Raw genomic sequence first — 1,484 nt, 5'->3', positions numbered from 1 at the left:
CACCGGTGCCGGTGTCGTCCGTCGCGCTCGGCAGCCTGCGACCCGAAGCGCTGTTCGAGTGGCCGGGAACAGGCGAGGTGCAGGTGCTGAGCGACGACGGCGGGGTCCGCATCGCCGGCACCGAGTGCAAGACGCTGCCGGCGGCACAGCGCGCGTTCCGCAGCCTCGTCGTCAGGCCCTGAACCTCACAAGGCCCGCGTCACCGCCCACACGCCCTGCACCACCTGCGCCATGCGGCGGTAGTCCAGCTTCTCCCAGCTGTCGCCCGCCTCGTGGTAGTGGCGATTGCGCAGGAAGGCGGTGTCGGTGACCATCAGCGCCGGCATGCCGAGCGCCCAGTAGCTCAGGTGGTCGGAGAAGTCGATGCCCTGCAGCGCGGTCGGCGCGTTGATCGACTGCACCTGCAGCGCGGTGGCGCCGGCCATCACGGCCTTGACCTCGCGCGTGAGGCTGAAGCTTTCCAGCCGGCCGACGACCGCGATGAAGTCGCCGCGGTCGCCGTACAGCGCCGACATGCCGGCCACCGGGTAGCGCTGCGAGCCGGGCTCGCCGGAGAACGTACCGATCATCTCCAGCGCCAGCATCAGGCGCGGCTCGCGGCCGGCAGCCTGCAGCGACCGCGCGTGCACGGCGCTGCCCATGACGGCGCTGCGGAAGTACGGCGGCTCCTCGAGCGTGTACGCGACGAGCTCGACCGGCCGCGGCGGCGGATCGCGCGCCAGGAGGCGGGCCAGTTCGAGCAGGCCCGCGACGCCGCTCGCGTTGTCGTCGGCACCGGGTGTTGAACCGCCCTCTCCGCCGTCGTGCGCGCCGTCGTGCGAGTCGTAGTGCGCGCCGATCACGAGCGGGGCGCCGTCTGCCGGGCCGAAGCGGGCCACCAGGTTGCGATGCCGGGCCGCGCCCACGGCGAACTCCTGCACGCTCACCACCGCGCCGCAGGCACGCAGCTCATCGGCCACGTACGCCGCCGCGGCATCGAGCCGCCCCGACGCCCCGGCCACGCGCGGATGCAGGTCGACCGAGAGGCGACGCACATGCGCCTTCAGGCGGTCGGCGTCGACCGGAGGCGGTTGCGACACGATCGACATCACGCCGGGCTGCGTGACGACGAACCACGCGGCAACGAGCACCGCGAACACAGCGGCGAACGCGATCCAGAACCCTGTCTTCATGCGAGATCCTTCGAGCGTTGACAGGCCGCGATCGTGCCCACGGCGATGCATCCCGTGGGCTGGCATCCGACGATCGACCGATTCGGGGCCGCGAACGTCAGGCCGACGCCCGCGCCGGCTGTCTGACAGGCTCGCCAGCATCCCTCGAACTTGGGGGGGTCGGCACCGCGGTGGCCCGCCGGGGTGACTTTGGTCGAACGCCGCAGCGCGACCCGGCCGCAATAATGGCCCGATGCCCGCACGACGAGACAAACCCCGCCCGCCGCGACGGTCGACTGCCGCCCACCGGGCCGGCATCGGCCTGCTGGTGCT

The 1,484-nt window shown here is 72.4% G+C and carries 2 protein-coding genes and 1 pseudogene; 1 reads left to right on the top strand and 2 read right to left on the bottom strand.

Going from position 1 to position 1,484, the window contains the following annotated elements; genetic code table 11:
* Positions 1–182 (top strand): annotated as a pseudogene (locus AC1D12_RS33120) (DUF3616 domain-containing protein); the annotation flags it as partial.
* Between the two features lie 3 nt (positions 183–185).
* Here the strand turns inward: AC1D12_RS33120 and AC1D12_RS33115 are convergent.
* Together AC1D12_RS33115 and AC1D12_RS33110 are read right to left on the bottom strand one after the other, a co-directional pair.
* On the bottom strand, positions 186–1,172 hold the full coding sequence (locus AC1D12_RS33115; protein WP_465112344.1) for a M28 family peptidase: 987 nt from the start codon (positions 1,170–1,172) through the stop codon (positions 186–188).
* Positions 1,169–1,484, bottom strand: a 316-nt coding sequence (locus tag AC1D12_RS33110) for a hypothetical protein (RefSeq protein ID WP_477845349.1), incomplete at its 5' end; no start/stop codon positions are given. The genes AC1D12_RS33115 and AC1D12_RS33110, both read right to left, overlap by 4 nt.

This window comes from Rhizobacter sp. P1_G5 (genome assembly GCF_056405435.1).
The sequence above is the reverse complement of the archived record's forward strand: the minus strand, read 5'-3'. Positions and strand labels throughout refer to the sequence as shown.

Bases quoted from the DNA above. Each gene is read 5' to 3' on its own strand.
- AC1D12_RS33115 (WP_465112344.1), bottom strand. From the start codon at position 1,172: ATGAAGACAGGGTTCTGGATCGCGTTCGCCGCTGTGTTCGCGGTGCTC.